A 24,844-nucleotide genomic window follows, 5' to 3' on the forward strand; every position below is an offset into this window, starting at 1 on the left:
CGATGCCTCACCATCAATCCGAGTACGACGACGCCGAACCGAGCTTGGTCCGGCCGTACGCGCTCACCGAAGGTCGGACCCTGCCGTCCATCGACCTCCCACTCGAAGCGATCATCGCGACGATCGAAGACGCGGTCTCGAACAATCTTGCACCGCAGGATATTCGTGCATCGATCGTCGCACTCTGCGAGCAGCGGATCTCGGTTGCCGAGATCGCTGCCCACCTGGGTGTTCCGATCGGAGTCGTGCGGGTACTGGTCGCCGACCTCGTAGTAGCCGGATCACTGGAAATACATGCCACTCTGCGAAGCGACGCATCTCGAGTCGAGCGACGCGAACTGATCGAAAGGACCCTCAGTGGACTTCGGGCACTCTGACTCATCGTCTCGCGTGAAATCGACAAAAATCGTGATCGCCGGGGGTTTCGGTGTTGGCAAGACAACACTTGTGGGGACCGTCTCCGAAATCGTCCCCCTTCGCACGGAGGCCATGGTCACCGACGCCAGCGACGGTATCGACAATCTCGGATCCACTCCCGACAAGAGCACCACGACGGTCGCGATGGACTTCGGGCGCATCACTCTCGCCGACGACCTGGTCCTCTATCTGTTCGGAACCCCGGGACAGCGCCGCTTCTGGTTCATGTGGGACGACCTGATCACCGGTGCGATCGGTGCGGTCATTCTGGTCGACACGCGTCGCCTGGAAGACAGCTTCGCCGCAGTCGACTTCTTCGAGGCGCGAGGCCTCCCGTTCATCGTGGCGGTCAACCGTTTCGACGGCGCACCAATCCATTCGGCGAGCGATCTCCGCCAGGCGTTGGCTCTACCCAACCGGGTTCCCATGATCGAGATCGACGCCCGAAACCGCGAATCAGCCAAACGCGCGCTGATCGCCGTCACCGAATACTCCCTCGAACGACTTGCAGCTGAAGCAGTCGTCTAGATGAATCACCAGATGCGAATCGTCGCCGAAAGGAACTGGCATGTCGGATGAAATGCACCATTTCTCGATGGGAATCTGGCTGCTCGGACTCGCCTACGTCGTGTCCGTGATCGGGTCGGTAGTCGGCCTGGCGTGCACCAGGCATTCAGCGTCGGCGACGACAACCGCCACACGCATGCGATGGCTCGCCATGGCTGCCTTGTCGATCGGTGGCGTCGCCATCTGGCTCATGCATTTCATCGCCATGCTCGGCTTCGCGGTCCCCGGCAGTCCCATTCGATACAACCTCGGATGGACCGTGATCTCCGCGATCATCTCAGTAGGGGCCGTGTTTGTCGGCCTGCTGATCATCGGGACCGAATTTCGCTGGACGCGGCTTCTGATCGGGGGCGTGGTAACCGGTCTCGCCGTGAACATCATGCATTACACGGGTATGCGCGCCTTGCGCTTTCAGGGCGAGATCCACTACGACCTGCTCTTCGTTGCACTGTCGGTTCTCATCGCAGTCGTCGCCGGAACCGCTGCACTGTGGTTCACCATGGTGCTCGAGTCCACGATTCTGCGTTTTGTCGCCGGAATCATCATGGGCATCGCTGTCGTCGGTATGCACTACACCGGAATGGCCGCTGTCGAGGTTGTTCACGACGCGGCAGCCCCGGCGCCACAGGGACTCGAAGTGTTCTCATTCCTCTTCCCTGTCTTCGTTCTCGGCCTGCTGGCGTTGGCAGTTCCGATTGTCGCAGTGCTGACAGCACCCAACCGCGCGACGGCACGAATGGAATCCGCCGCCGACGATCTGGCGTTCGAAGCACGAGAGTTCGCGATCTCGAACTGAGCAGAGTACGGGGCGAGTTCACGTAAATCGACAACGCCCCGTACATTTCGGGGATGGTGGATGCCGGACACAACCCCCAGCCATCGACCCGCGCAACGCTCGTCGTGATCGGTGGTTTGCCGGCCACCGGCAAGTCGACGATCGCGCGGGCGCTTGCGCAGCGTCACCAAATCCCCTTCGTGCGGATCGATACCATCGAACAGGCGCTGATACGCAGTGGTATCGCTGACGCGTCGGGACCGCCGGATACATCACCGGGTACGCGCTCGCCGCCGAACAATTGCGACTGGGACTTTCGGTCGTGGTCGAATGCGTCAACCCCGTCGAGGCGACACGAGACGCCTGGTCCGCTACCGCACAACATAATTCGGCGCGCCTGCTCGGTGTCGAGGTCATCTGTTCGGATCCCGACGAGCATCGCAGACGCGCTGAACGGCGAGTCGTCGACATCCCGGATCTCGTACTACCGACGTGGCAGGAAATTCTGGATCGAGACTACGAGCCGTGGACTACGGAACGGCTGGTGCTCGACACCGCAATCATGGACTCCGACAGTGCAGTACGACGCATCACAGCAAAGATGCTGTAGCGTGCGAGCTGCTCACAAGGTGAGAACGAAGAATGCGCTGTTCGGGTCTTCGCGGTAGTTCCCGAACGGTGGACAAGGCACGAACCCGAATTTCGCGTACAACCGGCGAGCTGGATCGAAGAACTCTTGCGTACCGGTCTCCAATTCGAGTTGCCGGTAACCTCGTTGTCTCGACTCGTCCACGACGTGTTGAAGAAGTCGCGTTCCCACGCCACGCCCCCTTGCTGCCGATGACGTTCGCATCGACTTGATCTCGCCGCCGGCCGACGACCGTTCCTTGAGTGCGACGCAACCGAGTAACTCGTCACCTTCGCTCCACAGCGTCCACATGGTCACAGAGCTATCCATCAGCCCCGTGACGTCCAGCGCGTGAACGCTGTCCGCGGGCGAGGTCGCGTGCATGTTGGCGAGATGTTCGGTGAGTAGAGCACGGACCGCATCCCGACTCAGGTCGTCAATTTCGATTCGCACAGATCCTCACTGTCCTCTTCGCTTCCGGCAGTACCGAATGAAAGTATGACTGTCCTTCACTTCGCCGAAGGCTTGGCCCGAACGTGGATGCGTTCTCCTTGGGGGCCGAACAGACTCAGTACCTCGACCGGGCCGCGCCCGTCACTGCCGAACCAATGCGGGTTTCGGGTGTCGAATTCAGCAGCTTCACCCGTACCCATCACGATGTCGTGATCGGCCAACACCAACCGCAACCTCCCCGACAGCACGTACAGCCATTCGTAGCCGTCGTGCACTTGGGGATCCGGTTCCGTCTGGCTTGCCGGGATGGTCATCTTGAATGCCTGCAACCCACCCGGTTGCCGAGTCAGCGGCAATACCGTTCGCCCACTGACGCTTCGAGGCGCACTCTGGATGCGTGGATCGGCGACCTGCGGTGCCGCCACCAGTTGGTCCAACGGCACTTGGTGGGCAAGCGCGATCGGAAGCAGCAACTCCAAGCTCGGGCGACGCTCCCCCGCTTCGAGCCTCGACAGGGTGCTCTTCGAAATACCGGTGGACTCGGACAGCGCTGTGAGCGTGACGTTCCTCTGTGTACGAATGCGTTTGAGGCGCGCGCCGATCTGCGAGATGGCGGCATCGATGTGCGGACCGTTGACATTCATGGTGCCGAGTCTGACGACGATTCCCAGAAATGGCAACATTAGTTGCTGATGAACCTCCTCTGCGAGCAATCTGTGCTCATGCGAACACACACTGAAACTGAGATCCTCGACGCCGTGATCGTCGGCGGTGGCGCCGCCGGACTCAGCGCAGCCCTGGTGTTGGGTCGTGCTCGGCGCTCGGTCGCCGTCATCGATTCCAGCAAACCGCGCAACGCACCGGCAGCACACATGCACGGCTTCCTCTCGCGCGACGGCATGGCGCCACGTGAGTTGCTCGCCGTCGGACGCAGCGAATTGCAGACGTACGGAGTGGAATTGACACAAGATGACGTAGTCGACATCTCCTGGTGCGGTATCGAACCCGGCTTTGTCGTCGAACTTTCAGGAGGCACGACGCTCGAAACTCGTACTGTGCTGGTTGCCACCGGCCTACGGGATTCACTCCCGAAAATACCAGGCATCCAGGAGCTTTGGGGGCAAAGCGTGCTCCATTGCCCGTACTGCCATGCGTACGAGATCAGCGACCAACCGATCGGCGTTCTCGGCGGCGACGCTCGCGAGATGTCACTTCACCAGGCGTTTCTACTCCGACAGTGGTCGTCGGATGTGACGTTCTTCCCCGACAAGATCTCGCTCACCCCCGACGAACGCGCACGACTGGCTGCCCGAGGAGTGACGGTTGCCGACGGATCGGTATCTGGATTGATCGGCGAGAGAGGCGAACTGAGGGCCGTCGAACTCGACAACGGCCAACTTGTTGCGCGCTCAGCACTGTTCGTTGCGCCGCGTTTCGTTCCGAACGACGCACATCTGACGCGACTCGGCTGCAAAACCAGCCCCACGGGATTCGTGGCTGTCGATCGTTCCGGCGCCACCAGTGTTCCTGGTATCTGGGGCGCCGGCAACGTCGTCGACCCTCGCGCCCAGGTAATCAATGCTGCGGCGGCAGGTTCGACCGCGGCAATCGCGATCAACGGATATCTGGTCGAGCAAGATGTCGAATCGGCTCTTCGTTCGACCGAGCCGGAAGGGGGCTTCTCGGCGACAGTGGAGCAACGCGTCTGCGAGTTGAACGGCGGCAGCGCCCTCCACGGCTTGTGACCGAGGCGTCTACGTCGCGGGGCCGCCGTGCAACTTCTCGTAGGCGGCCTTCTCGGCGTCGTGGCGCGAGATCTTCTTCGGGTTCTCGAGGTCGGAAGGCAAACCGTGACGCTCGAGGCGGCGCGACCTGTTCTGAGCCATGTAGGAGACCGAATAGAACAGTGCCAGAAGCACTCCGAGCAGCACCATCGATGCCCGCAGGGCCCACGGTCCGGGGAAGAGCATGAAGGCCGCGAACACTGGAATGAACGGCACCATGCTTCGGATCAGGTGACGCGGCACGGCCCAGTCACCGATCAGGTCGTTTCGTACCCAGTCCTGCATCGAATCGGGCAGTTTGCGCCCCACTGAATAACCCAACCACTGAAGAGGATTCGGGCTCGTACGTTGCTTTTTGGAAGTCACGGAAGTCACCTGTTCGGTACGCATCGACGGTACTGACGCAGTCATCACGTTTCTTTCGGATGCAGTCATCACATTTCTCTCATTGGTCCAAGGCTCCGGCGCGGAGCGCGGCCTCGTTGACCCGCGTCAGAACGTTGTGGAGTTCTTCGAGTTCGGCGAGGCTGACGCCGAGCTTCGCGACAACCGCCGGCGGGATCTTCTCCGCCTCCGCGCGCAGTGCCACACCGGCTTCGGTGAGGTCCACGTCCAGTTGCCGTTCGTCGGCGCGGCTACGGGTTCGCGTGATCAGCCCGGACGCCTCGAGTCGCTTGAGGAGCGGCGACAGCGTCGGCGAATCGAGTTGCAGTGCCTGCCCGATTTCCTTGACCGCCATCGGCGACTTTCCCCACAGTGCCAGCATCACCAGGTACTGGGGATGCGTGAGGCCCATCGGCTCGAGCAGTGGCCGGTAGACGGACAGCACCGCCCGGTTCGCGACCGCAAGTGCAAAGCACACCTGCCGGTCGAGAGCCAGCGGATCATCCATCTGCGTCTGCGGAGCCTTCGTCGTCATGAATCCGATGTTATCAGATTAATTAGTGCAGCAACTATTATTGCACTAATCAATCTGGCGATGATCGTCACTCTTCTCCAACGTCGACGTGGGTTGCCCGGTGAGACCCACGTGCGCTTCCGCCCTCATTCGCTCCACCATGTGCGGGTAGTGCAGCTCGAACGCCGGACGCTCACTGCGGATGCGCGGCAACTCGGTGAAGTTGTGACGCGGCGGCGGGCAGGTGGTTGCCCACTCCAGCGAGTTTCCGTAACCCCACGGATCGTCGACGGTGACAACTTCGCCGTAGCGGTAGCTCTTGAAAACGTTCCAGATGAACGGAAGCGTCGAGGCACCGAGCACGAAGGCAAAGATCGTGGACACCGAGTTCAGCACCGTGAACCCGTCCGAGGGCAGGTAGTCGGCGTAACGACGCGGCATACCTTCGCCGCCGAGCCAGTGCTGAACGAGAAACGTGCCGTGGAAACCGACGAACGTGGTCCAGAAGTGCCACTTGCCGAGACGCTCGTCCATCATGCGACCGGTCATCTTCGGGAACCAGAAGTAGATACCGGCGTACGTGGCGAACACGACCGTACCGAAGACCACGTAATGGAAGTGGGCGACGACAAAATACGTGTCGGTGACATGGAAGTCGATCGGCGGGCTCGCGAGAATGACACCCGACAGACCACCGAAGAGGAAGGTGATCAAGAAGCCGACCGAGAACAGCATCGGCGACTCGAAGGTCAACTGCCCCTTCCACATCGTGCCGATCCAGTTGAAGATCTTCACACCTGTCGGCACGGCGATCAGGAACGTCATGAACGAGAAGTACGGCAGGAGAACAGCACCCGTCGCGTACATGTGGTGAGCCCACACCGCGATCGACAGAGCTGAAATCGCCAGTGTCGCATAGACCAATCCGGTGTACCCGAAGATCGGCTTACGGCTGAAGACCGGGAAGATCTCCGAGACGATGCCGAAGAACGGCAGCGCGATGATGTACACCTCGGGGTGACCGAAGAACCAGAACAGGTGCTGCCACAACAGAACTCCACCCGACGCCGGGTCGAAGATGTGCCCACCGAGATGACGGTCGACGAACAGACCCATGAACGCAGCGGTCAAGAGCGGGAACGCCATCAAGATCAGAATGCTGGTGATGAAGATGTTCCACGTGAAGATGGACATCCGAAACATCGTCATACCGGGTGCGCGCAGGCAGATCACGGTGGTGATCATGTTGACCGCACCGAGAATGGTGCCGAGGCCACCGACCGTCAGACCGAAGACCCACAGGTCGGCGCCGACGCCGGGACTGTGCACCGCGCCCGACAACGGGGTGTACGCGGTCCAACCGAAGTCGGCAGCGCCGCCCGGCGTGAGGAATCCGCCGAGAACGATGAGACCACCAAAAGTGAAGAGCCAGAATCCGAATGCGTTCAGACGCGGGAACGCCACGTCCGGGGCACCGATCTGCAGCGGAAGTATGTAGTTCGCGAAGCCGAAAACGACGGGCGTCGCGTACAGCAGCAACATGATCGTGCCGTGCATGGTGAACAACTGGTTGAACTGCTCGTTCGAGAGGAACTGCATCCCGGGGACAGCCAGTTCCGCACGCATGAACAGGGCCATCAGGCCGCCGATCAGGAAGAACACGAAAGCCGTGATCATGTACATGATCCCGATCTTCTTGTGATCGGTGGTCTTGATCATGTCGAACATCCACGACCCCTTGGGATCACGGCGCTTCGGGTACGGCCGCTCCGGAATCGGCTCCAACTCTCCGGTCCGCTCGTCCGGCACCGTTGTCGTCATGCTCGCGCGTCCTCTTTCGTGCTCGATACCGCCTCAAGAACTTTCCGCACGACCATATCGCATGTTAATAGTTAATGCACAAACTAAGTGTGGCCGACGTGAGCATCTATCGAAAACCGAACGTACGCAACCTTTTGCAGATTTCGGTGAGATAAAGTCAGGCGGCGGAATAGGTCGAGGGTCCGCCGCGTTGAACAAACCCGTGACTCTTCCCGACACATCGACAGCACCCGAGGCCTCCGCGTTGCGCGGCCTCTTCGAGCCTTTCGAGGTCAAATCACTCTCGTTGCGTAACCGTTTCGCCATGGCCCCGATGACGCGCGCCTTCTCGCCGGACGGAATCCCCGGCGCCGACGTAGCCGAGTACTACCGTCGTCGCGCAGCAGGTGGTGTCGGCTTGATCATCACCGAAGGCACGTACATCCCGGACCCGGCAGCCGGCCCGCACACCCGCGTACCGCGCATCTACGGCGATTCGAGCCTGGGTGGCTGGAAGTCGGTTGTCGACGCCGTCCACGCCGAAGGCGGATCGATCATTCCTCAGCTGTGGCACCTCGGAGTCGAACGCGGCGAGAACTCGCGCCTGAACCCCGAGGTCGAAACCGTCAGCCCCTCCGGCCTGGCACTGGACGGCACCCGCCTGGGACGAGAATTCACCACCTCTGACCTCGACGACTTGAAGCAGTCGTGGGTCGACGCCGCACTCAACGCGAAGAACACCGGCTTCGACGGTCTCGAGTTGCACGGAGCACATGGCTACCTGCTCGACGAATTTCTCTGGGCGGGAACCAATGTCCGAACCGACGGATACGGCGGATCACTCGAGGCCCGCACCCGTTTCCCGGCCGAGGTCGTCGCCGCAATCCGAGAGGCCGTCGGGGACGAGTTCGCGATCGTCTACCGATTCTCGCAGTGGAAGTCTGGCCATTACGACGCTCGTATCGCCCAGAGCCCGGCAGAACTCGGCCGCATCCTCACTCCCCTGGTCGACGCCGGCGTCGACATTCTGCATCCGTCCACGAGGCGTCATTGGGAACCGGCATTCGCTGAACTCGACGGTGAAGACGGCACACTCGGCCTCGCCGGTTGGACGAAGAAGCTGACCGGGTTGCCGACCATCACCGTCGGTTCGGTCGGACTCGATTCCGTGTTCACGACGGCATTCACCGGCGACGCTGCATCTGCTGTCACCGGACTGGAGCGTCTCGAAGCTCAGTACGAGAGGGGTGAATTCGACATGGTTGCCATCGGGCGCGCGCTGCTCGCCGATCCCGAGTGGGTCGAGAAGCTCCGCACCGGACGCGCGGACGAGCACATCGCATTCACCGCAGAACATCGCACACACCTGAACTGACCTCGCACGACAAAACGGCACTCCCGCAATTGTGGGAGTGCCGTTTGTGGGTCTGCCGGAAGTACTAGCTGCCGAGCGTGACCGGGTCGGGGCCGATGCGGCCGGCCGGGTCGTCGAGAGCACCGATCGCGTTGATCTGTTCCGGTGTCAGTTCGAATCCGAAGACATCGAAGTTGGCGGCGATACGTTCGGGGGTCACCGACTTCGGAATCACCACGTTTCCGATCTGCAGGTGCCAGCGAATGATCACCTGAGCCGCGGTGACGCCATGAGCGTCGGCGATAGCGGTGATGACGGGGTCGCCGAGAACGGTTCCCTGTCCGAGCGGGCTCCACGCTTCCGTCGCGATTCCCTTGCCGGTGTGGAAGGCGCGCAGTTCGGCTTGGTTGAACTTGGGGTGAAGCTCGATCTGATTGAGGACCGGCACCTCACCGGTTTCGCCGATGACGCGCTCGAGGTTCTCGATGGTGAAGTTGGAGACGCCGATGGATCGAACCCGTCCGTCGGCCTTGAGCTTCTGGAATGCCTTGAACGTCTCGACGTACAGGTCCTTGGACGGAACCGGCCAGTGGATCAGGTACAGGTCGAGGTACTCGAGACCCAACTTGTCGAGGCTGGCGTCGAATGCCGCAAGCGTCGAGTCGTAGCCCTGATCGTCGTTCCACAGTTTTGTCGTGATGTAAAGGTCTTCGCGGGCGATGCCGGATTCGGCGATCGCGCGGCCGACGCCCACCTCGTTGCCGTAGATCTTGGCGGTGTCGATACTGCGGTAGCCGGTCTTCAGGGCTGTGGAGACGGCTTCCTGCGTCTCGTCGTCCGGAACCTGGAACACACCGAATCCGAGTGCGGGGATCGTCTTACCGTCGTTCAGAACAATGGTCGGTACAGAGGTCACATCGTTGGTCTCGGTCATATATGGATCCAACGCGCGAGGGCCGGGAGGCATTCCCCGCCGAACCTCCGGGCAGTGCCCTTGTACCGCCCGAAATGCCGGTCTACCTTGGAAGACAAGTATTGGAATCGCCTCGAGAAAAGAGAGAGCGATGAATCTTTCATATCGTCTCGCCTACAAGGTCGGCGTCACTCCGTGGGAGCACACCGGGCACGGGTTCGACGCTCAACTGTCCGGCCTTCTGGATGCGATTCCCGTCCCGGAAGGTGGCCGTGCACTCGATATCGGTTGCGGCACCGGACGCCATTCCATCGAGCTGGCGCAACGCGGTTGGCACGTCACCGGCGTCGACGCCGAACAGGAACCGCTGGACAAAGCGCGCATACACGCGCGTGAAGCACACGTCGACGTCCGGTTCCTCCACGAGGACGCGGCAGACCTGCACATTGCCGTCGACGGCGGGCACATGCTGGTGCTCGACATCGGCTGTTTTCACGGGCTCACCGATCATCAACGGCGGGACTACGGGAGATCCGTAAACGCGATCACCGCACCCGGGGCGTCCATGGTGATGTTCGCATTCGGACCGGGGCACCGTTGGCCGATGCCACACGGCGTCTCGGAGGAGGACGTCATGCGAGCATTCGACGGTTGGTCGATGGCCTCGAGCATGGCCGCGGACGTGAGTGAATCGCCACTTCCGGTCCGTGCGGCACATCCGTGCTGGTATCACCTGGTCCGTGGCTGACTGCTGTGCGCCTTTATTAACCGCCCGCGGTTAATAAAGGCGCACAGCACCGGGGATACTTCTCAGGTGACTGCAACACTGCGCATCAGCGGCCTCTCTGCTTCCCGGGGAGAACGCACCCTGTTCTCCGACCTCGATCTCACCGTTGCCCCCGGCGACGTCATCGGCCTCGTCGGCGCGAACGGCGCCGGCAAGTCGACGCTTCTCACCGCACTGGCCGGAATCGGAACCGCCGACGTCGAGGGTTCGATCATCCTCAGCCCGCCGGATGCTGCGGTCGGTTACCTCGCGCAGGAACCCGATCGCATCGAGGGTGAGACCGTCCTCGAGTTCCTCGGCCGCCGCACCGGCGTCGCCCACGCCGAGGAAGTCATGAACGCCGCAGCCGAAACCCTGGCCGAAGCCGAAGAGGATCTGTACTCCCCTGCACTGGAACGCTGGCTCGCTCTCGGCGGCGCCGACCTGCTCGAGCGCGCCGAGAAGGTGGTCGAAGAACTCGGTCTCGGAGTTCCACTCGATGCACATATGACGGCATTGTCCGGCGGTCAGGCCGCGCGCGCCGGCCTCGCGTCACTGTTGCTTTCGCGCTACGACATTCTCTTGTTGGACGAGCCCACCAACGATCTCGACCTACGCGGTCTCGAGCAGTTGGAGCGATTTGTCGCCGAGACGCGCGCAGCACTGGTTGTCGTGAGCCACGATCGCGAGTTCCTCTCGCGCACCGTCACCGGAATCGTGGAACTCGATCTGGCACAACAGGACATCGCCGTGTACGACGGCGGCTACGAGTCGTACCTCGCCGAACGCGAGATCGCCCGCCAGCACGCACGCGAGGCGTTCGAGGAATACGCAGGCACCCGCTCCGATCTCGAAGATCGCGCACAGATGCAGCGCAACTGGATGGAACACGGCGTCCGCAACGCGCGTCGTAAAGCCAAGGACAACGACAAGATCGGACGCGGATTGCGGACCGAGTCGACGGAGAAGCAAGCCGCGAAGGCCCGCCAGACTCAACGCCGCATCGAGCGACTCGAAGTGGTCGAGGAACCGCGCAAGGAGTGGGAACTTCGCATGGAGATCGCGGCGGCGCCGCGGTCCGGTTCCGTTGTCGCAACCACGAACGGCGCCAAGGTAACTCGCGGTCAGTTCACGTTCGGTCCGGTCACGACGCAGATCGACTGGGGCGATCGGATTCTCGTCACGGGCGCGAACGGGGCAGGCAAGACCACCCTCCTGAACGTCCTGCTCGGCAAACTCGTCCCGGACGAGGGCATCGCGTCGCTGGGTTCCGGTGTCGCGATCGGTGAGATCGATCAGGCGCGTGGATTGTTCGAAGGTGATCAACCAGTCGTGGAGGCCTTCGGTGCGCAGGTTCCGGACTGGCCCGATGCCGATGTCCGCACTCTCCTCGCCAAGTTCGGCCTGCGCGGACACCACGTACTCAGATCTGCCGCTTCCCTGTCCCCCGGCGAGAGAACAAGGGCTGCACTTGCTTTGCTCCAGGCTCGCGGCGTGAACCTACTGGTACTGGACGAGCCGACGAACCATCTCGACCTTCCGGCGATCGAACAGCTCGAGCAGGCAATGGAGTCGTTCGAGGGAACCCTCCTTCTGGTCACTCACGATCGACGCATGCTGCAGTCCACCCGAAGCACGCGCCGGTGGCGAATGGAGAACGGACAGCTCTTCGAGGAGTAGCCGATCGACTCTGCTTGCGCAGACAACCCGCGTGTGCAACTATTTATCAGGCGCACGCAATAGTTGCATGCGCGGCATAGGTGGCCCGCGGATGACATGATCCCCCGTCGAGCTGCCACATCCCAGTCCCGAAAGGCACTCTTCAATGTTGTCGATCCCCGACCGCACACTGACTCACGGAACCACCGGCGAGCCGATCACCATCCCGCAACTCGGGTACGGCGTTTTCCAGGTACCGGACGCACAGACCGAAGAGGTCACTGCCGCAGCTCTCGAGATCGGCTACCGCCACATCGACACGGCCGCGATCTACGGAAATGAAGCCGGAGTCGGCCGCGCCATCGCAGGTTCGGATATCCCTAGGTCAGAGCTGTTCGTCACCACCAAGCTGTGGAATGACGATCAGGGCCACGACCGAACACTCGCCGCTTTCGACACCAGCCTCGACAAGCTCGGACTCGACTACGTCGACCTCTATCTGATTCACTGGCCCGCGCCGGCAAAGGGCCTGTTCGTCGAGACCTGGGCGGCATTCGAGCAAATTCTCGCCTCCGGCCGCACCCGTGCGATCGGCGTGTCCAACTTCCTGCCCGAGCACCTCGAACTGCTGGCCCAGCACAGCGCGACCACCCCGGCCGTCAACCAGATCGAATTGCACCCCAGACTGCAACAGCACGCGTCACGGGAGTACGCGCGAAGTCGCAGCATCGAAATCGAGGCTTGGAGCCCATTGGGACAGGGAACTATCCTCGACGACCCGGCCATCGGGAAAATTGCTGCAGCACACGGCAAGAGCCCGGCACAGATCATTCTGCGTTGGCATCTCGAACAGGGCCACACCGTTCTGTCGAAGTCGGTCACGCCTGCCCGTATGCGCGACAACGCCGCAATCTTCGACTTCGCACTCGATACCGACGAGTCAGCTGCCATCGCAGCGCTGAACACCGACAGCCGTGTCGGACCCGATCCAGTCGAATTGAACTGAATCGAAACGGCTTCAAGAATTTTCGTGGGGAGTCAACGTCAGCAGCACAGAATCGACGGACTGCTCGGCCAGGAGCGCGTCCAGCGGTAGGTGACGGAACAACGCTCGGTAATAGATCGGCGACGCCAGCGCGTCCAGGACGAAGTCCAGGTCGAAGTCGCTCCGTATGTCGCCGCGTAGGCGCGCCGATTCCAGCACTGCCGCAGTGGAATCGCGTCGAGGCTGAAAGAATGCCGACTGGAAATCCCGCGCCAATTCCGGGTCCGCCGCCAGATCCGCGACCAACGCGGGCAGGATCCGACCGACTACCGTTTCGCTCAGCCCCACAACCAATGTCGTGATGCCGGCGACCAGGTCTGCCCTGAGATCGCCGGTGTCCGGCGTTGGATCAGTGCCGATGTGCGCCACGACAACGTCGACCACCAGATGCCGCTTCGACGGCCATCTCCGGTAGATGGCGGGTCGATGCACGCCCGCTCTCGTCGCCACCGAACCGATCGACAGCTCCGCATATCCGTTCTCCCCCAACAACTCCAGGGTTGCCGCCAGAACGGCGTCGTCGATCCGCTCGTCGCGGGCGCGCACCATCTACAGCACCGGCCGCGGCATGAGCACCAGACGCCAGCCGTCGGGATCTTCGAAAGTCATCCCCGCATTCTCCTCCCAGTACGGATTCTCGGCGCCAACGGGTTCGTGCCCTGCTTCCCCCAACCTCTGAACTACCTCGTACATCGCCGACTCGCCGGCGAAGTAGAGCACCAACAGGTTGTCCTGCGTCGGCGCCGGGCACGGGCTTCCGTCTTCGTGGGTCGTGAATTCGAGGTGATAGTTCGAATCCGGCAGACCCAGCATGATTCCGTCGTACCCGGCATGACCGGAGAACCGGTAGAGCTCTGGCAATCCCAGACAGTCGCGATAGAACGCAATCACGTCGTCGAGCCTGTCGGTGGGTCGCGCTACGCGCACTTGCACTACTGCGAGGTCGTTCGGCCAAGTTGTCATTCCAAAACAGTACAGTACGTACCGTAATGTTTCGCGAAGATGGCTGCCAGCCTCCCGACGGCAGCTCGCTGCAACTACAAGCGATCATTCTCCGGAAACGCCGCCTTGGGCATGAACTTCGGCCTGGCGAACAGCACAGACAGTTTAGTGGGCTGCGACTCCACCGGGCGATCGGACCGGTACAGCAACGCCTGCTGCGGGGTACTCACCCATTCACTGGCGAAGATCTCACCGAGGCGCGAAACCGGCACGTGCGACCCGTCCTCGAGTCGAACGGTGACGTCCGCCCCGATGTCCGACTGGCCGTACACGACCCACCACGATTCGCCTTCCACATCCCCCGGAGTGTGCTGCCCAATACCGATGACTGCACCCTTCTCCATCGGATCGCGCCAGACCGCTTCGCGCCCTTGCGGTCCCACGCAGTAGCTACCATCCTCGCGCACCTGCACGACCAGGCCGGACTCTTCGAGCACCAACTGTTCGACCACCATGCCAAGCCCCTTCCGTTGCCCGAACCTTATCCGCCGGCACGCCCCAGAAGCGGAACAATCGCGATTCGTGTTGACAAACTGTTGGGTTTTTACAACACTTTGATGCATGAGCCCAGTCCGGCGGGGAGACGCGCTCCCCATCTTCAATCGCATCGGAGTGCTTCGCGCCGAGCGGAAGATGAGCCGGGCACAGCTTGCGCAACTCGTCGACGTGAATCCGCAGACGGTGGGGGCACTCGAACGCGGTGACCACTACCCCAGCCTGGATCTTGCATTCCGAATCTGCTGGGTGTTCGACCTCCCGGTGGAGGCGGTGTTCTCCCGGACGGAGTTCGGGCCGCTGTCGACGGAGGTCTACCGGAATGCACCGTCGACGGAGGTCTACCGGAATGCACCGTCGACGGAGGTCTACCGATCTGACCGCACTACCGAGGGGAGTGAAAAGCCAAGTGCCTGAATCAAATCTGATCGACCGCTACCAGGCCCACCGCACTCGGCGGTTCCTGCAGAACGAGGAGACGTTCCGACATTGGCTCCCGAATTGGCGAACCCGTCGACGTCGGCGCGTACTCGTCGTCGCCCTGGCGGTCCTGTTCACCGCGATGGTTGCCGTCAGCACAGCATGCCTGTTCAATCCGCTCTTCGCCGTGGCATGGCCGGTCCTCACCCTGCTGTTCCTGCCGACGTGGTCCTCACTTCAAATCGTGTCGGGCCGGCAAGGGGATGCTCCGCGGCAGGCGTTGGACGAATGGGAGATCCAGCAACGCAACGACGCTCGCTCCGTCGGGCTCAGCGTGACCCAAACGTTGGTCTTCATTGTCGCCATTTTCCTCATTTTCACCTCGTCGGTGCAGTGGAATGTAGAGAGGCTGCCTTACACGGGAGGTTTATTGGCACTGACTGCAATGCTGATCGGCGCGTGCACGCCCGCGATGATTCTCTCGTGGACCAATCCAGACCCGGATCCGATTGATTCGGAAGAGTTCGATCTCTGACCCGTATTACCGAAGCGCACCACTCGACCGATGGGAAGGACCCATGTCAGCCACCCTCACGATCGACGGCATCTCGAAACGCTACGGCGACGTCGTCGCACTCGACAACCTGAGTTTCGAAGTGCGCCCAGGCGAGATCTTCGGATTCGTCGGCAGCAACGGCGCCGGCAAGACGACCACGATGCGCATTGCGCTGGGTGTGCTCGGAGCAGATTCGGGAGAAGTTCGCCTCGGCGGCAAACCCGTCGACCTCGACGTGCGTCGCACTATCGGATACATGCCGGAGGAACGCGGCCTCTACCCCAAGATGAAGGTGGGAGCGCAACTTTCCTATCTGGCCGAGCTACACGGACTCTCGAAGGCCGACGCGCACGCGGCCACTGAGCGGTGGACCGAACGTCTGGGCATCGCCGAACGCGTCAAGGACACCGTCGATTCCCTGTCCCTCGGTAATCAGCAACGTGTGCAGCTCGCGGCGGCGCTGGTTCACGACCCATCGGTACTCGTTCTGGACGAACCGTTTTCGGGCCTCGACCCCGTAGCAGTCGATGTCATGAGTGACGTGCTGGTCGAGAAGGCTCGCACCGGTGTTCCCGTAATCTTCTCCAGCCATCAGCTGGATCTGGTGGAGCGCTTGTGCGATCGCGTGGGCATCATCAGCCGCGGCAGCATGCGGGAGATCGGAACCGTCGACGAACTACGAGGCAAGGGCGACGGCCGAATCGAAGTCTTCGCCCCTGACGCGCCGGTCGGTTGGGCACACCATCTGATCGGTGTCACCACACTGAGCCACCTCGACGGTCGAACGCTCCTGAGCGTCGACGGAACCGCCGACGATCAGCAGATCCTGCATGCAGCGTTGAAAACCGGACCGGTGCACGAGTTCACGCTACGACGTCCGTCACTGACCGATCTGTTCCGAGAGGTAGTAGCCGCATGAGCAACCAGTTGAGCGGAGGTCGAGCCATCGGGTTGGTCGCCCGACGCGAATTCATGACGCAGATCTCGAAGAAGAGTTTTGTGATCAGCAACGTCATCATTCTGGTCGCGATCATCGGCGGCATCATCGCCTTCTCACTCTTCTCCGGCGGCGACGAGGACAAGTCGAAGATCGGCTTGGTCGGCAACCAATCACTCAGTGCCACGATGGTGTCCATCGGCGACACCCTCGGAAATCCGGTGACGGTGACGGAGGTTTCCGACGACGGAACCGCGCGTAACCAGGTCAAGGACGGCGACCTCGACGTGGCCGTGATCGCTGGATCGGGCGGCGGCGTCACTGTCGTGACCAAGAAGGAAGTGCCCACGAATCTGCGCGCTGTCATCGAGAGTTCCGTTGCACAGCAGGCACAATCGAATGCGCTTTCCGCTGCGGGGATCGATCCGGCTCAGCTCGCCGAAGCCACGTCCACGGCAGTGGTCACCATCGATGCCATCGATCCCCCGGATCCCGAACAGGGCCAACGCATAGCGATGTCGATCGCTGCTGTGGTGCTCCTCTACATGCAGATCCTGCTGTTCGGAACGTACGTGGCGATGGGCGTCGTCGAGGAGAAGTCCAGTCGCGTGGTCGAGCTGCTGCTCTCCACTCTTCGTCCGCTGCAGTTGTTGTGGGGCAAGGTTCTCGGAATCGGTGCTGTCGGCCTGATGCAGATGGCTGCCTATGCCGTCGCGGGCGTCGCCACCGGACTGGCGACGGGCGTCCTGACCGTGACGGGCACCGCGATCGGCGTTCTGTTCGGCACTCTCGGGTGGTTCATTCTCGGCTTCCTCTTCTTCGCCGTGCTGTACGCCGCCGCCGGGTCCATGGTCTCGCGGCAGGAGGACGTCAACGCCACCGCGATGCCTCTCGCGCTGCTCGTCATGGCGATGGTCAGCGTGGCTTTCGTTTCGGTGAGCAATCCAGAAGGAACCCTGAGCAACGTGTTGAGTTGGATTCCGCCGTTCTCGGCAATCCTCATGCCCCTGCGCATTTCCGCCGGTGTTGCTTCTCCGTTCCAGATCGTGGGAACGATTCTGCTGATGCTGGTGGTGACCGCTGCGCTGTCGATGATCGCGGCAAAGATCTACCAGCGCTCCATCCTTCGCATCGGCAAGGTCGTTTCGTGGAAAGAGGCGTTCGGACGCTGATTTATCCGGCGCACAACTGACGCCACACGATCACGGCAGCACCCCGCCCAGGTAGGTTCATCCTGGACGGGGTGCTGCTTACTTGGAGGACGTTGTGCGAATCTCGGCCGAAGAACTACTCACTGCGGTACTCGATCCCGAGAGCTTCGTCTCTTGGGACTCCCCGCCCGTCGACGTCGGACCTGGCGCGAAATACGCGGAAGACCTGGCGAAGGCCCGCGAGAAGAGCGGAGTTGACGAGTCCGTCGTCACCGGTGTCGGTACCGTTCGGGGACGTCGGGTCGCGGTAATTGCCTGTGAATTCAGCTTTCTCGCCGGTTCGATCGGAGTTGCTGCGGCCGAGCGGATCGTGACCGCCGTCGAACGTGCTACGGCAGAACAACTCCCACTGCTGGCCTCGCCAACCTCCGGCGGAACGCGGATGCAGGAGGGCACCGTGGCGTTCGTTCAGATGGTGAAGATCGCTGCGGCAGTGGCTGTTCACAAAGCGGCACACCTGCCCTACCTGGTTTACCTGCGCAATCCCACCACCGGCGGGGTCTTTGCCTCATGGGGATCCCTCGGCCACATCACCGTCGCGGAACCCGGTGCTCTGGTGGGTTTCCTCGGACCCCGTGTCTACGAATCGCTGTACGGCGAAAAGTTTCCCGACGGTATCCAGACGTCCGAAAACTTGTATCGCAACGGCGTTATCGACGGCGTCGTACCCGTCGACCGCCTCCGTCTGCTGGTCAACCGAGCGTTGTGCGTGCTCACCGATCCCCCGGCCCCGGCGGCCACGGACCCGATTCCCTCACCCGAGATTCCCGATGTTCCCGCCTGGCAGTCGGTGATGCTCTCGCGCCGGGCCGATCGACCCGGTATCCGGCAGTTGCTCCGCCATGCCGCAACTGAACAGGTACCGCTCAGCGGCACCGGGCAGGGTGAAACCGACAAGACGATCTTGCTCTCGCTCGCCCGCTTCCGAGGCTTTCCGTGCATCCTGCTCGGCCAGGACCGCAGTGGCCAATCCGCGCTCACCACGATGGGACCGGCCGCGCTCAGGGAAGCACGACGTGGCATGAAACTTGCCGAAGAACTACAACTCCCGCTTGTCCTCGTGATCGACACTTTGGGCGCGTCGCTGTCCAAAGAAGCTGAAGAACGTGGACTGGCCCCTGAGATCGCCCGTTGCATCGCCGACCTCGTGACGCTGAAGACCCCGACAGTGTCGGTGTTGCTCGGCCAGGGAACAGGCGGCGGGGCTCTCGCGCTGCTGCCCGCCGATCGGGTACTCGCGGCACAGAACGGGTGGCTCGCTCCCCTGCCGCCGGAAGGCGCAAGCGCGATCGTCCATCGCGACATCAGTCACGCACCGGAGATGGCGGCAGCGCAGGGCATTCGTTCGTTGGATCTGCTTCGAGACGGCGTGATCGACGCGATCATTCCCGAAACGCCTGACGCGGCCGACGAACCCGTGGAATTCTCCAAGAGGGTAGGGGCTGCGATAGCGCACGAACTCTTCGTGCTTGCCGAAGAGTCGGACACCGATCGCCAGTCCTCCCGTATCGCGCGCTATCGAAACCTGGGAGTTCCGCAATGACGACGAAGGACCGGAATGCGCTGACGCTGCCGCACAGTTACGACCGCGCGGCACTCGCTCGTTTCGAATTGTTCCTGTTCGCGGGCATCGCCACCGTGCTGATCACCCGCGCATATCTGGCGGCAACGGGCTATCCCCAGATCGGGGGCGGCGCCCTCCACATCGCACACGTTCTCTGGGGCGGATTGCTGATGGCCGTAGCCATCGTGGCGACCGCCATCACCGAAGGCTCTCGCACGCGTGACCTGGCCACGCTCGTCGGCGGAATCGGGTTCGGTCTCTTCATTGACGAGGTCGGAAAATTCGTCACCGCCGACGTCGATTACTTCTACCAGCCTGCCATCGCGATCATGTACGTCGTCTTCGTTCTCTTCTATCTTGCCGCGCGCGAGGTGGTGATTCGGCGCGGAATGAATGATCGTCATCGGCTCGCCATCGGGGCGCGAGCGCTCTCGGACCTCGCTCTCGGTCAGCTCGACGAGATCCAGTACAACCACGCCCTCCGCGTACTCGACGGCGTCGAAGACCGCAGCCTCACCGACCTCGTCGATTCGATCAAAGCCGGCCTGCATTCACAGACTCCGCCGACCGGCGGTATCGAATCGAAGATCACTCGTGGCCGCAACGCGTTCTTCCACCGTGCCGAGGAACTGCTCCGGCACCGGGTCGTCCGCCGACTGGTACTGACCCTGTTCGTACTGCAGGCTCTTCTGGCGATTGTCCAGGTGATCTACGCGTTGGTTTCCGAGAACGTCGTCGAGGCCGACGACGTCTCCGACCTGGTGGTCCAGATCTCCACCGTCGCAACCGGAGTTCTTGTGGTTCTGGGAGTGTGGTTCCTCTTCCGCGGTCCGTACCTGCGAGCCCTGAAACTCCTGCGTGCATCCCTCATCGTGAGTCTCCTGGTGACGCAGGTCTATCTGTTCACGCAGGACCAGTTCGGCGCGCTTTTCGGTTTCGCAGTGTCACTGTTCATGCTCGCGACTCTTCGCATCGCGATTCGTAGCGAAGAGGCCGCCGCGGCTCTACCGCAGTAATCCTCTACCGCAGTGGGACTGCAGGCCGACTCGGTAGATCGCGGATCCCGCGGAGCGGGCTGAAGAGCAGGACCAATCCGCACGGCGCGATCAGGCAGGCCATGATCCACATCGTCCCGCGCGGTCCCACTGCGTCGCCGAGGTAGCCTGCCGTCAGAGCACCGAGCGGAATGCTGCTGTGCAGCAGGTACATACTCGTTGCCACCACTCGTCCGAGGCGGTCCGGCGGACAGTAACTTTGACGGAAACTGCCGAGCACCACGTTGCACGACACGACGCCCGCAACCATCACCATGCCGCCGATGCAGAACCAGAACAGGCCGGCACCGTACGTCGTCAGAGGTGCTAACAGGATGAACGGTCCCGTCACCAACTGACAGGTGAGAACGCTTCGGGCAGTGCCGAATCTGCGGCCGAGCGGGCGCGCGATCATCGATCCGACAATTCCGCCCACCCAGGCAATCGCCAGGAGAAGCCCGAGTCCGAACTCCCCCACGCCAACCGTCTTTTCCAGGAACACGATCTGGATCGTGGAGTACCCGGTGAGACCGAAATTGAGCAGAGTGCCGTAGACGACGATCGACCGCAGATACGGATCACCGGCGACGAATCGCAGTCCGAGCGCAATCTGGCGTCGCAACGGTTCTCGCTGATTCTGTCCGCGATGGACGGTCTCCTGCACACGAATCAGCCAGATGCATACGAAGCAGAAGGCGAACGTGAACGCGTCGACAACCAGACCGGCCGCGAGCCCGACAGTTGCAACCACCAGCCCACCGACGCTTGGGCCGATCACCCGAGTTGCGGCCTCGGCGCCCTGAATCTTCGAGTTCCCTTCGACAAGATCCGCTTCGGCGAGCACCGTGGGGAGATACGAGTGATAGGCCGCCTGGAAGAAGACGGTGGCTGTACCGGTGAGCAGCGCGACCAGGAGCAGGTGGCCGTATGTCATCGCCTCCAGGAAGCCGGCGATCGCGAGGCTCGCGAAGAACAGCGCGCACGCAGCGTTCGCGATCATCATGATCGGGCGCCGAGGCAGCCGGTCGATCCAGGCACCGGCTGGTAGTCCGACGATCAACCACGGCAACCACACTGCTGATGCCAGCACACCGATCTGGAAGCTACTCGCGTCCAGTTCGCGAAGCGCGATCAGCGGCAGTACGACGGTCGTGACACCGTTTCCGATACCGCTGACTGCGTCGCCAGTCCACAGAAGTCGGAAGTCACGCAGAGCGAGGACTCCCCAGAAGCCTGCGCGTTGCGCTGCACCTGTCACATCGATCCCCCTTTCCGTCCCTGGCTTATCCCACCCCTACGCGCCACTGGCCGACAGGACAGGCCCGCCCGGCGCAAAGGGACGGTACCCCCACCGCTACTGAGGCGCACCGCACTGACGGTGACCTAAGGTGTTTCAGGTCACCGGTAAGCGAAGTTCACGAGAGGACACACGTCGATGAGCTCTTCCGAGCAGGCGTCCCACACCACGTATGCCGACGCATATCGCGAGAGCATGGATCAGCCGGAGAAGTTCTGGCTCGACGCTGCGCGGGCCGTCGACTGGGATGTCGCCCCCACGAAGGCTCTCGACGATTCTGCCGCGCCGATCTATCGCTGGTTCCCGGATGCTTCGCTCAACACCAGTTTCAATGCCCTCGATCGGCACGTCCGCGACGGCCGCGGCGATCAGACCGCGTTGATCTTCGACTCCGCGATGGTCCCCACCAAGGCCACGTACACCTACGCCGAATTGCTCGAGCAGGTCTCACTCTTCGCCGGCGTCTTGAAAGATCAGGGTGTGGTGGCGGGCGACCGCGTGATCATCTACATGCCGATGATCCCCGAGGCTGCGATCGCGATGCTCGCGTGTGCGCGAATCGGCGCGGTGCATTCGGTGGTGTTCGGCGGCTTTGCGGCCAAGGAGCTCGCAACCCGTATCGACGACGCCGGTCCAGTGGTGCTCGTGACGGCGTCCGGCGGCCTCGAACCCGGACGAACAATCGAGTACCTGCCGATGGTCGAGAAGGCTCTGCAACTGTCCGCCACTCCCGCGCACACCGTGATCGTGAAGAATCGCGAGCAGATTCCCGGTGCAGCTTCCGACTACAAGTCAAGTGCCGCAGCCTGGTTCGACTGGGACGAGCTGATCGCCGACGCCACCCCGGCCGACCCGGTGTCGGTCGCCGCGACGGATCCGCTCTACATCCTCTACACCTCGGGAACGACCGGTAAGCCCAAGGGCGTCGTCCGGGACAACGGTGGCCATGCCGTTGCGCTGACGTGGACCATGAAGAATCTGTACGACATCAGCCCAGGACAGGTGTGGTGGACCGCCTCCGACGTCGGCTGGGTGGTCGGCCACTCCTACATCGTCTACGGACCGTTGCTCGCCGGAGCCACGACGGTCATGTACGAAGGCAAGCCCGTCGGCACCCCCGACGCCGGTGCGTTCTGGCGCATCATTTCCGAATACAACGTGTCGGCACTCTTCACCGCTCCGACAGCGATCCGCGCGGTCCGCAAGGCCGACCCGGACGCAAAAGAGCTTGCCAAGTACGACATCTCGTCGCTCGACACACTCTTCGCGGCCGGCGAGCGCTTGGATCCCGACACCTACGAGTGGGCTACTCGGATTCTCGATCGCCCGGTGGTCGATCACTGGTGGCAGACAGAAACCGGTTGGGCCATCTGCGCGAATCTGCGCGGCCTCGAACCCATGGAGATCAAAGCGGGCTCACCCACCGTCGCCTGCCCCGGATACCGCGTCGAAATCGTCGACGGCAAGGGCGAACTCGTGGGTCCGGGCACCGAGGGCAACATCGTGATCGGCCTGCCGCTTCCTCCCGGAACACTCGCCGGACTGTGGCGTGACGAGGACCGGTACGTGAAGTCCTACCTGTCGACTTTCGAAGGGTATTACCTCACCGGCGACTCCGGGTACATCGACGAGGACAACTACGTCTTCGTGCTCGGACGAAGTGACGACGTGATCAACGTTGCCGGACATCGCCTTTCGACCGGAAGCATGGAGGCCGTCGTCGCCGGCCACCCGGCTGTCGCCGAATGCGCGGTCATCGGCATTCACGACGAACTCAAGGGGCAACGGCCGAGCGGTTATGTCGTGCTCAAGTCCGGCGTCGACATCGATCCCGAAACACTCCGACAGGAACTGGTCGCGCGGGTGCGAGACCAGATCGGTGCCGTCGCCACGTTCCGGGACGTCACCGTCGTCGCCGCACTACCGAAGACTCGTTCCGGCAAGATCCTCCGCAAGACCATGCGGCAGATCGCCGACAACGAGGAGTACACGGTCCCGTCGACCATCGAGGACGCGAGCGTATTGGACGAGTTGTCCAAACTCCTTCGCGGATAAGGATTCAGCGAATTCCCCTGTCCCTCTGCCTCCGGACGTAGCAGTATGAACACGTTCCAGTTTCGGCGATTCACACGGACAGGGGAAGTTCGATGGGCAATTTGGACGGTCAGGTCGCATTCATCACCGGAGCGGCGCGTGGTCAAGGGCGCGCGCATGCCGTCAAGCTCGCGTCCGAGGGCGCGGACATCATCGCGGTGGATCTCTGCGCGCCGGTCGCAACGGCGGGGTACGACATGGCCACCGAAGCCGACCTCGCCCAGACCGTCGCCCTGGTCGAAGCTCAGGGCCGGCGTATCGTCGCATCCGTCGCGGACACTCGCGACCTCGATGCCCTGAAATCAGCGGTCGACGCCGGAGTCGAGAAACTCGGCCGACTGGACATCGTGATCGCCAACGCGGGAATCGCGGCGTCGGCGAAATTGTCCTGGGACCTGAGCGCCGAAGAGTTCCGCGAGCTGATGGACATCAACGTCACCGGCGTCTGGTTGACGACCAAGGTGTCGATTCCGCACATCATGAACGGCAATCGAGGTGGATCCATTGTGTTGATCAGCTCGATGGCCGGGCTTCGAGGCGTGCCGGGGATTGCACATTACTCCGCGTCCAAGCACGCCGTTCGGGGGTTGGCGAAGTCTCTGGCCAACGAACTCGGCTGGGCAGACATCCGAGTCAACTCCGTACACCCGGGCAATGTGCGAACGACGATGATCGACAACGAACCGATGGTTCGTGCGTTCCGTCCAGACTTGGAGAATCCTGTCCTCGCCGATACCGCTCCGATCATGTCGAAGCTGAATCTGCTGCCCCACCCGTGGGTCGACCCCGAAGTGATTGCGGATGCGGTGTTCTATCTGGTGGGGCCGGCCGGGCGCGGGATCACCGGCATCGCGTTGCCGATCGATCTCGGCACCTCGGAAAAATTCGCCGGCGGCTGAAGGCCCGAACTGATGCAGAATTGCCTCTGCCGGATGGGTCTCGAGCACCATCCGGCAGAGGCAATTCCGGCTTGATCAAGCCTTCGTAGCAACAGAACAAGTAGTCGACAACCTCATAGGCGCTCCTCGTCTGGTGTGGGAAAAACCGTTGTGGGATGCGCAACAAACCCAAGACCCAGCGTAGAAGCATTTGGCCGCAAACGCGCGTCATTCGGCACTATTTTTTTGGATTCGGGCATACTGGACAACGCTCCCACCACGTATTATGGACCCGAG

27 protein-coding genes are annotated in these 24,844 nt (G+C 62.2%); 17 read left to right on the forward strand and 10 right to left on the reverse strand.

What is annotated here, in order from left to right; all coding sequences use genetic code 11:
- The first annotated feature begins 2 nt into the window (after window positions 1-2).
- The 4 genes from KTR60_RS21645 (at window position 3) to KTR60_RS21660 (ending at window position 2,369) form a co-directional block, all read left to right on the forward strand.
- Window positions 3-377 carry a DUF742 domain-containing protein gene (locus KTR60_RS21645; protein ID WP_007727785.1) on the forward strand — a complete coding sequence of 125 codons (375 nt, stop codon included), beginning with the start codon at window positions 3-5 and terminating at the stop codon, window positions 375-377.
- Window positions 358-945: a GTP-binding protein gene (locus KTR60_RS21650; protein WP_003940118.1), complete on the forward strand. Its 588-nt coding sequence runs from the start codon at window positions 358-360 to the stop codon at window positions 943-945. The genes KTR60_RS21645 and KTR60_RS21650 overlap by 20 nt, the downstream gene beginning before the upstream one ends.
- Before the next feature lie 40 nt (window positions 946-985).
- On the forward strand, window positions 986-1,780 hold the full coding sequence (locus KTR60_RS21655; RefSeq protein ID WP_228401242.1) for an MHYT domain-containing protein: 795 nt from the start codon (window positions 986-988) through the stop codon (window positions 1,778-1,780).
- A gap of 301 nt (window positions 1,781-2,081) precedes the next feature.
- Entirely contained in the window at window positions 2,082-2,369 is a 288-nt protein-coding gene (locus tag KTR60_RS21660) for a hypothetical protein (RefSeq protein WP_228401243.1), read from the forward strand.
- A gap of 12 nt (window positions 2,370-2,381) precedes the next feature.
- Here KTR60_RS21660 and KTR60_RS21665 read toward each other — a convergent pair whose 3' ends face one another.
- Window positions 2,382-2,840: a GNAT family N-acetyltransferase gene (locus KTR60_RS21665; RefSeq protein WP_228401244.1), complete on the reverse strand. Its 459-nt coding sequence runs from the start codon at window positions 2,838-2,840 to the stop codon at window positions 2,382-2,384.
- A 56-nt stretch (window positions 2,841-2,896) separates the two neighbouring features.
- Window positions 2,897-3,523 (reverse strand): helix-turn-helix domain-containing protein, encoded by a 627-nt coding sequence (locus KTR60_RS21670; RefSeq protein ID WP_003940282.1) that lies wholly within the window; start codon window positions 3,521-3,523, stop codon window positions 2,897-2,899.
- A 33-nt stretch (window positions 3,524-3,556) separates the two neighbouring features.
- On the opposite strand from KTR60_RS21670, the gene KTR60_RS21675 reads away from it, so the two are divergent.
- The gene (locus KTR60_RS21675; RefSeq protein WP_217018920.1) at window positions 3,557-4,585 is read left to right on the forward strand and encodes an NAD(P)/FAD-dependent oxidoreductase; all 1,029 of its coding nucleotides are present in this window, start codon (window positions 3,557-3,559) and stop codon (window positions 4,583-4,585) included.
- Window positions 4,586-4,594: 9 nt separating this feature from the next.
- Here the strand turns inward: KTR60_RS21675 and KTR60_RS21680 are convergent, their stop codons facing one another.
- From KTR60_RS21680 to ctaD, 3 genes are read right to left on the reverse strand one after another with little or no spacing between them, the layout of a single operon-like run.
- A complete protein-coding gene (locus tag KTR60_RS21680; protein ID WP_042451127.1) occupies window positions 4,595-5,014 on the reverse strand; it encodes a DUF5313 family protein in 420 nt (139 codons plus the stop codon).
- A gap of 55 nt (window positions 5,015-5,069) precedes the next feature.
- Complete coding sequence (locus KTR60_RS21685) at window positions 5,070-5,543, reverse strand: MarR family winged helix-turn-helix transcriptional regulator (protein WP_003939892.1); 474 nt, start codon at window positions 5,541-5,543, stop codon at window positions 5,070-5,072.
- A gap of 45 nt (window positions 5,544-5,588) precedes the next feature.
- Window positions 5,589-7,343 (reverse strand): cytochrome c oxidase subunit I, encoded by a 1,755-nt coding sequence (gene ctaD / locus KTR60_RS21690; RefSeq protein WP_020970441.1) that lies wholly within the window; start codon window positions 7,341-7,343, stop codon window positions 5,589-5,591.
- Between the two features lie 202 nt (window positions 7,344-7,545).
- Between ctaD and KTR60_RS21695 the strand changes: the two genes are divergently transcribed.
- Complete coding sequence (locus tag KTR60_RS21695) at window positions 7,546-8,697, forward strand: NADH:flavin oxidoreductase (RefSeq protein WP_065455317.1); 1,152 nt, start codon at window positions 7,546-7,548, stop codon at window positions 8,695-8,697.
- 64 nt (window positions 8,698-8,761) lie between these two features.
- Here the strand turns inward: KTR60_RS21695 and KTR60_RS21700 are convergent, their stop codons facing one another.
- Window positions 8,762-9,610, reverse strand: a complete 849-nt coding sequence (locus tag KTR60_RS21700; RefSeq protein ID WP_037128502.1) for an aldo/keto reductase — start codon at window positions 9,608-9,610, stop codon at window positions 8,762-8,764.
- A gap of 130 nt (window positions 9,611-9,740) precedes the next feature.
- On the opposite strand from KTR60_RS21700, the gene KTR60_RS21705 reads away from it, so the two are divergent.
- From KTR60_RS21705 to KTR60_RS21715, 3 genes are all read left to right on the forward strand, one after another.
- On the forward strand, window positions 9,741-10,337 hold the full coding sequence (locus KTR60_RS21705) for a class I SAM-dependent methyltransferase (protein WP_030535396.1): 597 nt from the start codon (window positions 9,741-9,743) through the stop codon (window positions 10,335-10,337).
- A 66-nt stretch (window positions 10,338-10,403) separates the two neighbouring features.
- Window positions 10,404-12,035 carry an ABC-F family ATP-binding cassette domain-containing protein gene (locus KTR60_RS21710; RefSeq protein ID WP_030535395.1) on the forward strand — a complete coding sequence of 544 codons (1,632 nt, stop codon included), beginning with the start codon at window positions 10,404-10,406 and terminating at the stop codon, window positions 12,033-12,035.
- A gap of 145 nt (window positions 12,036-12,180) precedes the next feature.
- On the forward strand, window positions 12,181-13,020 hold the full coding sequence (locus tag KTR60_RS21715) for an aldo/keto reductase (RefSeq protein WP_054827330.1): 840 nt from the start codon (window positions 12,181-12,183) through the stop codon (window positions 13,018-13,020).
- A gap of 12 nt (window positions 13,021-13,032) precedes the next feature.
- Here the strand turns inward: KTR60_RS21715 and KTR60_RS21720 are convergent, their stop codons facing one another.
- The 3 genes from KTR60_RS21720 to KTR60_RS21730 all read right to left on the reverse strand — a co-directional run bounded on the left by KTR60_RS21720 (window position 13,033) and on the right by KTR60_RS21730 (window position 14,516).
- Window positions 13,033-13,608 carry a TetR/AcrR family transcriptional regulator gene (locus KTR60_RS21720; protein ID WP_007733408.1) on the reverse strand — a complete coding sequence of 192 codons (576 nt, stop codon included), beginning with the start codon at window positions 13,606-13,608 and terminating at the stop codon, window positions 13,033-13,035.
- Complete coding sequence (locus KTR60_RS21725; RefSeq protein WP_021332241.1) at window positions 13,609-14,022, reverse strand: VOC family protein; 414 nt, start codon at window positions 14,020-14,022, stop codon at window positions 13,609-13,611.
- 74 nt (window positions 14,023-14,096) lie between these two features.
- Window positions 14,097-14,516 (reverse strand): hypothetical protein, encoded by a 420-nt coding sequence (locus tag KTR60_RS21730; RefSeq protein ID WP_007733415.1) that lies wholly within the window; start codon window positions 14,514-14,516, stop codon window positions 14,097-14,099.
- A 106-nt stretch (window positions 14,517-14,622) separates the two neighbouring features.
- On the opposite strand from KTR60_RS21730, the gene KTR60_RS21735 reads away from it, so the two are divergent.
- The 6 genes from KTR60_RS21735 (at window position 14,623) to KTR60_RS21760 (ending at window position 20,260) form a co-directional block, all read left to right on the forward strand.
- Window positions 14,623-14,973, forward strand: a complete 351-nt coding sequence (locus KTR60_RS21735) for a helix-turn-helix transcriptional regulator (protein WP_042952669.1) — start codon at window positions 14,623-14,625, stop codon at window positions 14,971-14,973.
- Complete coding sequence (locus tag KTR60_RS21740) at window positions 14,966-15,511, forward strand: hypothetical protein (RefSeq protein WP_228401246.1); 546 nt, start codon at window positions 14,966-14,968, stop codon at window positions 15,509-15,511. Before KTR60_RS21735 ends, KTR60_RS21740 begins: the two co-directional genes overlap by 8 nt.
- A 43-nt stretch (window positions 15,512-15,554) precedes the next feature.
- The gene (locus KTR60_RS21745; RefSeq protein WP_003939757.1) at window positions 15,555-16,451 is read left to right on the forward strand and encodes an ABC transporter ATP-binding protein; all 897 of its coding nucleotides are present in this window, start codon (window positions 15,555-15,557) and stop codon (window positions 16,449-16,451) included.
- The gene (locus KTR60_RS21750; RefSeq protein ID WP_228401247.1) at window positions 16,448-17,641 is read left to right on the forward strand and encodes an ABC transporter permease; all 1,194 of its coding nucleotides are present in this window, start codon (window positions 16,448-16,450) and stop codon (window positions 17,639-17,641) included. The genes KTR60_RS21745 and KTR60_RS21750 overlap by 4 nt, the downstream gene beginning before the upstream one ends.
- A 94-nt stretch (window positions 17,642-17,735) precedes the next feature.
- On the forward strand, window positions 17,736-19,223 hold the full coding sequence (locus KTR60_RS21755) for an acetyl-coenzyme A carboxylase carboxyl transferase subunits beta/alpha (protein ID WP_003940141.1): 1,488 nt from the start codon (window positions 17,736-17,738) through the stop codon (window positions 19,221-19,223).
- Complete coding sequence (locus tag KTR60_RS21760; RefSeq protein WP_151098116.1) at window positions 19,220-20,260, forward strand: hypothetical protein; 1,041 nt, start codon at window positions 19,220-19,222, stop codon at window positions 20,258-20,260. The genes KTR60_RS21755 and KTR60_RS21760 overlap by 4 nt, the downstream gene beginning before the upstream one ends.
- 4 nt (window positions 20,261-20,264) lie before the next feature.
- Here KTR60_RS21760 and KTR60_RS21765 read toward each other — a convergent pair whose 3' ends face one another.
- A complete protein-coding gene (locus KTR60_RS21765) occupies window positions 20,265-21,536 on the reverse strand; it encodes an MFS transporter (protein ID WP_228401248.1) in 1,272 nt (423 codons plus the stop codon).
- Window positions 21,537-21,713: 177 nt separating this feature from the next.
- On the opposite strand from KTR60_RS21765, the gene KTR60_RS21770 reads away from it, so the two are divergent.
- Entirely contained in the window at window positions 21,714-23,630 is a 1,917-nt protein-coding gene (locus tag KTR60_RS21770) for a propionyl-CoA synthetase (protein ID WP_003940009.1), read from the forward strand.
- Window positions 23,631-23,722: 92 nt separating this feature from the next.
- Window positions 23,723-24,568: a mycofactocin-coupled SDR family oxidoreductase gene (locus tag KTR60_RS21775; RefSeq protein WP_020970454.1), complete on the forward strand. Its 846-nt coding sequence runs from the start codon at window positions 23,723-23,725 to the stop codon at window positions 24,566-24,568.
- The last annotated feature ends 276 nt before the right edge of the window (window positions 24,569-24,844 follow it).

It is taken from the genome of Rhodococcus sp. C1 (assembly GCF_020809065.1).
Taxonomy (GTDB): domain Bacteria; phylum Actinomycetota; class Actinomycetes; order Mycobacteriales; family Mycobacteriaceae; genus Rhodococcus_F; species Rhodococcus_F qingshengii.

What these genes read in the sequence shown, in the direction of transcription:
- KTR60_RS21645 (WP_007727785.1), top strand. Translation starts at nt 3, where the DNA reads ATGCCTCACCATCAATCCGAGTACGACGACGCCGAACCGAGCTTGGTC.
- KTR60_RS21655 (WP_228401242.1), top strand. Translation starts at nt 986, where the DNA reads ATGTCGGATGAAATGCACCATTTCTCGATGGGAATCTGGCTGCTCGGA.
- KTR60_RS21670 (WP_003940282.1), bottom strand. Translation starts at nt 3,523, where the DNA reads ATGTTGCCATTTCTGGGAATCGTCGTCAGACTCGGCACCATGAATGTC.
- KTR60_RS21680 (WP_042451127.1), bottom strand. Translation starts at nt 5,014, where the DNA reads ATGCGTACCGAACAGGTGACTTCCGTGACTTCCAAAAAGCAACGTACG.
- KTR60_RS21685 (WP_003939892.1), bottom strand. Translation starts at nt 5,543, where the DNA reads ATGACGACGAAGGCTCCGCAGACGCAGATGGATGATCCGCTGGCTCTC.
- ctaD (WP_020970441.1), bottom strand. Translation starts at nt 7,343, where the DNA reads ATGACGACAACGGTGCCGGACGAGCGGACCGGAGAGTTGGAGCCGATT.
- KTR60_RS21700 (WP_037128502.1), bottom strand. Translation starts at nt 9,610, where the DNA reads ATGACCGAGACCAACGATGTGACCTCTGTACCGACCATTGTTCTGAAC.
- KTR60_RS21705 (WP_030535396.1), top strand. Translation starts at nt 9,741, where the DNA reads ATGAATCTTTCATATCGTCTCGCCTACAAGGTCGGCGTCACTCCGTGG.
- KTR60_RS21715 (WP_054827330.1), top strand. Translation starts at nt 12,181, where the DNA reads ATGTTGTCGATCCCCGACCGCACACTGACTCACGGAACCACCGGCGAG.
- KTR60_RS21720 (WP_007733408.1), bottom strand. Translation starts at nt 13,608, where the DNA reads ATGGTGCGCGCCCGCGACGAGCGGATCGACGACGCCGTTCTGGCGGCA.
- KTR60_RS21725 (WP_021332241.1), bottom strand. Translation starts at nt 14,022, where the DNA reads ATGACAACTTGGCCGAACGACCTCGCAGTAGTGCAAGTGCGCGTAGCG.
- KTR60_RS21730 (WP_007733415.1), bottom strand. Translation starts at nt 14,516, where the DNA reads ATGGTGGTCGAACAGTTGGTGCTCGAAGAGTCCGGCCTGGTCGTGCAG.
- KTR60_RS21735 (WP_042952669.1), top strand. Translation starts at nt 14,623, where the DNA reads ATGAGCCCAGTCCGGCGGGGAGACGCGCTCCCCATCTTCAATCGCATC.
- KTR60_RS21745 (WP_003939757.1), top strand. Translation starts at nt 15,555, where the DNA reads ATGTCAGCCACCCTCACGATCGACGGCATCTCGAAACGCTACGGCGAC.
- KTR60_RS21750 (WP_228401247.1), top strand. Translation starts at nt 16,448, where the DNA reads ATGAGCAACCAGTTGAGCGGAGGTCGAGCCATCGGGTTGGTCGCCCGA.
- KTR60_RS21760 (WP_151098116.1), top strand. Translation starts at nt 19,220, where the DNA reads ATGACGACGAAGGACCGGAATGCGCTGACGCTGCCGCACAGTTACGAC.
- KTR60_RS21770 (WP_003940009.1), top strand. Translation starts at nt 21,714, where the DNA reads ATGAGCTCTTCCGAGCAGGCGTCCCACACCACGTATGCCGACGCATAT.
- KTR60_RS21775 (WP_020970454.1), top strand. Translation starts at nt 23,723, where the DNA reads ATGGGCAATTTGGACGGTCAGGTCGCATTCATCACCGGAGCGGCGCGT.